Annotated in this window: 6 protein-coding genes and 3 pseudogenes; 2 read left to right on the forward strand and 7 right to left on the reverse strand. The window is 32.2% G+C overall.

Annotated features, from left to right (window positions below; translation table 11 throughout):
- Together C564_RS0130715 and C564_RS0130725 are read right to left on the reverse strand one after the other, a co-directional pair.
- Positions 1-136: RNA chaperone Hfq (locus C564_RS0130715; RefSeq protein WP_018768087.1), on the reverse strand; the 136-nt coding region annotated here is incomplete at its 3' end.
- A 246-nt stretch (positions 137-382) separates the two neighbouring features.
- Positions 383-910: a DUF4352 domain-containing protein gene (locus C564_RS0130725; protein ID WP_003209992.1), complete on the reverse strand. Its 528-nt coding sequence runs from the start codon at positions 908-910 to the stop codon at positions 383-385.
- Between the two features lie 231 nt (positions 911-1141).
- On the opposite strand from C564_RS0130725, the pseudogene C564_RS33095 reads away from it, so the two are divergent.
- Positions 1142-1546 (forward strand): annotated as a pseudogene (locus C564_RS33095) (recombinase family protein); the annotation flags it as partial.
- A 336-nt stretch (positions 1547-1882) separates the two neighbouring features.
- Here the strand turns inward: C564_RS33095 and C564_RS0130735 are convergent.
- The 3 genes and pseudogenes from C564_RS0130735 to C564_RS0130745 form a co-directional block, all read right to left on the reverse strand.
- Positions 1883-2749, reverse strand: coding sequence for an ATP-grasp domain-containing protein (locus C564_RS0130735; RefSeq protein WP_018768124.1), 867 nt, complete (start codon positions 2747-2749; stop codon positions 1883-1885).
- A gap of 378 nt (positions 2750-3127) precedes the next feature.
- Positions 3128-3238, reverse strand: a pseudogene (locus tag C564_RS37955) (recombinase family protein); the annotation flags it as partial.
- Positions 3239-3405: 167 nt separating this feature from the next.
- On the reverse strand, positions 3406-4581 hold the full coding sequence (locus C564_RS0130745) for a DUF4272 domain-containing protein (protein WP_018768125.1): 1176 nt from the start codon (positions 4579-4581) through the stop codon (positions 3406-3408).
- 920 nt (positions 4582-5501) lie between these two features.
- On the opposite strand from C564_RS0130745, the gene C564_RS0130755 reads away from it, so the two are divergent.
- Entirely contained in the window at positions 5502-5699 is a 198-nt protein-coding gene (locus C564_RS0130755; RefSeq protein ID WP_003202972.1) for a DUF3955 domain-containing protein, read from the forward strand.
- A 471-nt stretch (positions 5700-6170) separates the two neighbouring features.
- Here C564_RS0130755 and C564_RS35935 read toward each other — a convergent pair.
- Positions 6171-6374: pseudogene (locus C564_RS35935) on the reverse strand (IS66 family transposase); the annotation flags it as partial.
- 49 nt (positions 6375-6423) lie between these two features.
- Complete coding sequence (locus C564_RS0130760) at positions 6424-6633, reverse strand: hypothetical protein (protein ID WP_006097076.1); 210 nt, start codon at positions 6631-6633, stop codon at positions 6424-6426.
- Positions 6634-6854: the final 221 nt, after the last annotated feature.

Raw genomic sequence — 6854 nt, forward strand, 5'->3', positions numbered from 1 at the left:
GAACCATCATAAGAATCGTAAATTTGTCCATTGCAAGAATCTGCCCGGTTATCCTAACCCCACTCTTTAAAACTACAGTGATTGGCTTTTTTTTCTCTTTTAATAATTCAGATGTTTTTTCCTGTAGACCGTTCATATAGCTTCCCCCCCTTACTATAATCGTATCATACTTAAATTTAAATACTGTCTTATACACGTATTTCTCAATATAGTCATTGAAAAGGAATCTCCTAGTATTACGGATTTGTTTTCTTAAGTTGATGGGCATGGGGTATTTTGTTAGCTTGATAGTGATGTGGTGATACCCCATTAATTAGATATAGTATGTGAAATTTTAAAAGAAGACACTCAATTCGAGTGTCTCTTCTTTTTGTAGATATTATTATTGAAGATTTACTCGAACTTCTTCTTCTGATAAGGAAATTGGTTTGAAGATTAATTGAAGCTTAGGATCTCCTTGTTTTGATTCGAAAGCAATAGTTCCAGTTATTTTCCCATTTTGTGCAAGTTTTCCAAAATTCAATTGAGTATCTTGGTTAATCATAGTTAACGTTGGATCTACAATATTTCCTTCACTGTTTTGTAAACTGAAATCGTGAGCATTATAATGTATTTCTTCTTTGCCGCCGTTTTCTATAGTTACATTAGCGATTAAAAATTCATGACCCTCTTTAGGTTTATCGAATTCTCCACCTGGAGACTTTTCAACATTTGTAACAGTTAATTTGTGATTTCCAAGTTTAATTGTTTCGCCAACTTTAAATTTTTTTTTCTCTTCTTTCTTTTTAGTTGTTTGTTCTGTTTTTGTATCATTTGATACTTTCTTGGCAGTTTCTTCTGTATCACTACATCCCGCTAAACTTATAGCAAGCGCTCCAGTTATAACGAGTGTACCCATCTTCTTATACATTTCGTTTCCTCCAATTATGTAAAATGTATGATTCCTGAACTATCATAACAAATATGGTTACAACTTTTTTGTCAGATTATGTCGAACATAAATAAAAAAAGAGAGCATAAGCTCTCAGATGGAAAATGTTTATTCTACAAGGGGTCACCATACATGCCCATCAACTTAAGAATTCAGAACTATCCCAAAACGAAAAAATGAGCTTTTTTGTTATAAGTTAGCACAAAATTTCGTTCTGGGGATACTTTGGTCGTAACTAGAATGAATCGTTTGGGTCGAAATACCATTCAGCTATTACAATTAGTAGAACAACTTCGGGAAAAGGATGTTCACTTTGCGATTTTAAATTTAGGAATAGATACTAGAACTCCAACAGGAAAATTCTTTTTAACTGTCATGGCTGCCTTTAGTGAACTAGATCGAGAAATGATTAAAGAAAAACAACGTGTGGGAATAAAGTTAGCGAAACAAAAAGGAGTGTATAGAGGAAGATTGAAGAAATACACGGATAAGCACCCAGGTATGAATCATGCGATTGAATTAAGGAAGCATACCAAAAAAACTGTTCAGGAAATATGCCAAATTACAGGAGTGAGTCAGGCCGCTCTGTATCGTAGATTAAAAGAACTTGAATAAAGTTCTTTTTTTATTTGTAATTAAACCCCAGAGTGGCCCCTCATACCCAGAATCGTTTCCGTACCCCATGTGGTGCTACCCAAAATTAACTGACATTCTAACCAATTTTTTTTGATATTAAGAAACTCGTAACCGTACTCAGACTTAATTGATTTATAAACATTACTCCTGCGATGAGTTTTTATAGTCAGTCTATAGTTAAAGAAGCGATTCCGGTGTCATCTTAATCAGAACAATGATTCTAGGAGAATAGATGAATCCTATATAGTTCAGTCGATTTAAAAGTGATGAATTAGTACTTTTCGATCGAACCTTTTTAGACTAAAACTAACTTAGCTATATTTTTTCACTTTCTAACATTTTTCTAATTTCATCATAATATTTAAATACATTTTGATTTGACGATAATCCGGATACCTGACCGTCCCCTGTCTCTATGACACCCCAACTACCATCATCAAGTTCAGCAAAATCAACAGTATAGAACTTACTTTTGAGGGATTTGAAAATTTGAACAAAGTCCCTCGGAATGATCTTACTTGTGTTAGGTTGATTGGAATTTCTGCAAAGAGATACTAGTTCCCCATTTAAGAAAAACGCTCTATATTCATTTGTAAAACCAAAATATTTTTTTAAATCTACAAATTCCTTAATTACGATACCGCCTGTATATAAATTGGCTCGGAGTTCAATAAATTTTTGTATATAATAATCCATTTTTTGACCAACAACTGGTGTTTCAAAATAATCTGGAAAACTTGAGCCCTTAACTGATTTCACATAATCTTTGACCATAAATCTTTTAAAGGATCTATTTATAGTAACCCAATCAATCGTTTTCTGGTCTTGATAATAGATACTCTTGGGTGTGTAAGATTTTATTGAATCATAGACATTTGGAAACAGGTGACATTCGTTGTACTCTACAGGAGAGTTTATTAATTTCAAACCCTTGTCCAATAATTCTTTATAAAGATCTTCATATTGCAAAGGTGTTAGCATCCATCCTCTATACACACAGGTTCCCCTGTAGCTGTTATTTGGATATATACTTAGTTTGCCATTTGTGATGAATTCTTCGTAATCATAGACTGCAGTTTCAAACTCAGGGAATTTTGCTACTTCGTTATATTCATCTTTATAATTAGCGTCAACTTTTCTGATGTCAAAATAATCGGATGGAAATAAAAATAACGTGGACATATTTTACAAATTCCTTTCACACTTTATAGGATTATGGAGCAAAAAATTTCTTAAACTAATAAATACTAATTATGCTTCTCTTAGTAGAGGGCATTATCAAGAAATGTAAATCGTTTCAACCAGAATTTACTTCACTGCCCTTGAGGTGATACCTCCGGTACAAATTTAGTTTTTGTAATAGAGGGGAGAGAATGTCTGACTATTCTTCACTTAATCATTACGCGATGAGTTCATGAAGTCCAATACAATCCAGTGTACCCAGTGACAATTAAACTGCTCTCGTATATGTTAAGGAATCAGCATGTTAAATTCACTAACATTATCACTAATTTTATTGATATCGAATGCTTTATTATCTCCACTTATATTTAATTGATTCTCATATTCTTTCATTACCTTGTAAAATGTATTTTTCTTTAGTCCTAATCGATTCATAAAGATTACGCCTGAAATTTCTCTATTTTTCCATGTTAGATATGTTTCTTCTATAAATCTTTTAAATATGCTGGTATCGGTAACAAATAAAATCACTCCTGTTTATAATGACTGGGATAATATCAAAATCCTGATTCTACCCCTGAATACTATATCCAACGCTAATTAACATAACAATCTTTATCGGAAATAAAAAAGCTATACAGAACTAAGAATATAGATTATGTATCCATGGAGATACAGTCCCAAGCTTCATTTCTATAACTGATTAGCCAAAACAAGCCCCTTCGTCTTTCAACAACAATACTTTCCTGCATACCAGCAGTCGCTTCTCTCTCATTAATTCTATCATGTACACAAGCCCAATGAAGCCGATAAATGAGGTCGGCCTCGTCCAAAATCTCTTCTGCACTTCGCAACCTTGTTTGTTGATAAAATTCATTAAAAGAACCACAATCAGAAACAAGTGTAATTGCGTAATGACAGTCACAGATCTCTTTTGGAAATTTCAGTGTATTCACGAGACCTATTGACCAAAGTAAAACCCACTGGGCTTCATACTGCCATGCAATCTGTATGGCTTCTTTCTGGTCAGGTTGCTCTGAATTTAGGAAATCTCTTTCCTGCTTCGTTAATGATTCAACCACACCGAATTTGTTCAGCAGCTCCATGACGAACTCTTTGGAAGCTTTCAAATCTCCTTCTTGGGCAACATCACAAGCATATTGTATGACAATCAGCAAAGCTACTGCTCTCTTCGTAATCTCTTCTCGACTTCTCAACTGAATACTTGTCAAAGGAGGCAATTGAGGCAACCCTTCGATATATGGAATCCCCTTATCTTGCAGGTTGTTTATCGATTTCTGTCTTCTTTCTTCCCCATCGGTAGAAGTACTATCCTTGCCCATTATTATCTTCGTACATGCGTGAGGAGTAAATTCTGAAGGACCAGAGGATCCATCTGGAAATACGATTACTTGTCCATCCTTCCCGATGAGAGTACGATCAGGGATAAAACCAATACCGTTTACCTGATTGAGTAACTTAAGGAACAGTTCCACGTAGTCATCACTATAATCCTTCTCCGTCTCTATAGCAATTATGGTATTAATTACAGAAATCTGTGTCAAAACCATCGTCTTAAGGCGTTCTTCTTGAAATGCAATTTGATCGTACATATGCATCATTCCAGGAATATTATTGGAAAAATAATCAGGATATGATTCTTCAGAATACACCCGGATAATAATTTTATTTTTGCCAAATAGTCTCTTCGATTGAATAGTATATTCATTTTTATTGCGCACAACCTTGAATCCATTTTGGAAAACTTGAGTAATGAAACCTTCTATATCATTTGTATCGTTCCTTGATGCAAATATCGTGAAAAATCTCAACTTTTTCCCTCCTCGAATGCTTATATTCCACGTAGCTATTTTGAAAAACCCTTAGTGTTATTGTATACAATGTTTGGTTTCACGTTGTCATTTTAAGAAGATTGTACGTTTAGGGGTACGAAAACGATTCAAAGAATAACCCGCCACATCTGAAATTTTTTCCAATTAAACTTTTGGGATAAGTCATATGGGACGCTTTTACCTTAGGAGAATCGTCAAAAAGCCTAACATCCCAATCAAGTACACTCTACTGGGATGAATTTAAAATATATATCGTTAAAAAACAATTTAAATAGAGTATTTCAGGTTTGGAAAAGTAAAAAAGATACAAAAATTCTATTTTTTACAGATGTGGCGGGTCAATGGCCGAATCGTTGCCGTATGCCTCTAACAAAAGAACCTCACACTTTATCCACCTTAAGATACTTTAGTATTTCTAGAAATAATATATAAGATTAATACAAGAATAAATAATGAAATACTAACTATGCCAGTTACTGTCTCGTTATTTATTGTGTAATTTACAATAGTAATAATAAACAAACAAAGAGTACCTATTAATGCTAACTTTTCTTGTATAAATTTAAGCATTAATTCATCCCCTTTTCTAATAAATATAGCACAAATAAATTAGAAAATAATGTAAAATATGAGAATTAAATCTTTAAAATCGAAAGTAAACTTTTGAATAAAAGTTTACTTTCGATTTCACTAAAAAAAAGCCAAAAGATGACATTAAATAAGTCATCTTTTAAGGATAGCACCAACATTTCGTACGCTTAGAATTCCCTGTCCATACCTTACGAATTTGTAAGCTTTTTGTCATATATTTGAATAGTACCAACTAATACAAGGGGATTATAATACTGACTATACAGCAATTATTATATGTTAAATAAACTTAAAGACGGAGGTCTAAAATGAAAAAATATATTTTATCTTTAATACCATTTATCTTAGGAGTCGGATGTTTAGTTAGCTTTAATACGATCGGATCTAAAGTCGCAGCGGATGGTACTCTTGTAGAACCATTTTATTTACTACCAATTGGTTATTCATTGATAGCTATCGGTATCATTAGTATTTTTGTAAGTAAAATGAAAAAAGTTAATAGATAAAAAAAAAAAGAATCTTATCTTAAGTAAAGTTCTTTTTTATGGGGTATCGTTTTAAAAATAAGCTTAGCGTACAAAATTTTCCGGATATTAGCGGTACCCCTTACATAAAACGAAAAAGAGTCCTAAATTAATAGGGCTCTTTTTCATTATTTTGAAAGTAAACTTTTTATTATTAGTTTACATTTGTATATCATTATAAACACCTTGATATAACCTAATTAAGAATTCTATATAAATACAAATTATATCTCTTAAATCTATAAATGCAATATAATGATAATAATATATTCATTGAAAGATTGAGGGGGAACATTATGCAAAGTTTAAAAGTAAGCATATTTAGCTGATAAATCGTCTTAGCGTACACCAAACACCTTAAATTGTGTCCAAATTGTGTCGTAATGTACAATTTTCTTTTTTTGATATGGTGAGGCCTTATTGTTTAAATCGATATTTAGGAGCGTTTCAAATAAATAAATATAGAAGATAATGATAGGAACTTAAATTGTTCTCTTTTACGGCTTCAACCACTTTATACATGATGGCACTTCCTCTAACACCTCTCGGTGTATTTGAAAATAACCATTTTTTTCTCCCGCTCACAAATAGTTTAATAGAACATTCACTTTTATTGTTATCGATTTCTAAACGACCGTCTAATAAAAAAGTTTCAACAGAATAAAAACATGATTCTTCCCCCAAAAAAACTAGCGACTATAAATTACTAGTTCAGATTATCTTGAAGTTGTTTTTCTTTCTTCTTTTTAAATGCCAAAACATAAAATAATATGGGGATTAAAAAATCTGCCAATAACTCTCCCATTCCATAAGGATCAACCTTAATATCTCCTCCTGCTAGATGCATAATAGATGATATTGTAAACAAAATTGCTACAACTAATGCCCATTTACGTTGAATTAATTTATTATTCATTTTTCTCCACTTGCTTTCATAAAATATTTTTTTCATACAATACCCATTATGGTAGTAATACCTATATTAATTAGGGTTTATTTCGTATGCGAATTTTTAAATAATCTACACTGATCCCCTATAAAAAGCAAAAAAACTCCCCTAAAAATTTCCTAATGCAGTCTTAGCTTGATAGTGATGTGGTTGTACCCCCAAGTATATTGTATTTCAATCCAATTACT

Source organism: Bacillus sp. 105MF, assembly GCF_000374885.1.
Taxonomy (GTDB): domain Bacteria; phylum Bacillota; class Bacilli; order Bacillales; family Bacillaceae_G; genus Bacillus_A; species Bacillus_A pseudomycoides.

Bases quoted from the DNA above. Each gene is read 5' to 3' on its own strand.
- C564_RS0130755 (WP_003202972.1), top strand. From the start codon at position 5,502: ATGAAAAAATATATTTTATCTTTAATACCATTTATCTTAGGAGTCGGA.
- C564_RS0130725 (WP_003209992.1), bottom strand. From the start codon at position 910: ATGTATAAGAAGATGGGTACACTCGTTATAACTGGAGCGCTTGCTATA.
- C564_RS0130735 (WP_018768124.1), bottom strand. From the start codon at position 2,749: ATGTCCACGTTATTTTTATTTCCATCCGATTATTTTGACATCAGAAAA.
- C564_RS0130760 (WP_006097076.1), bottom strand. From the start codon at position 6,633: ATGAATAATAAATTAATTCAACGTAAATGGGCATTAGTTGTAGCAATT.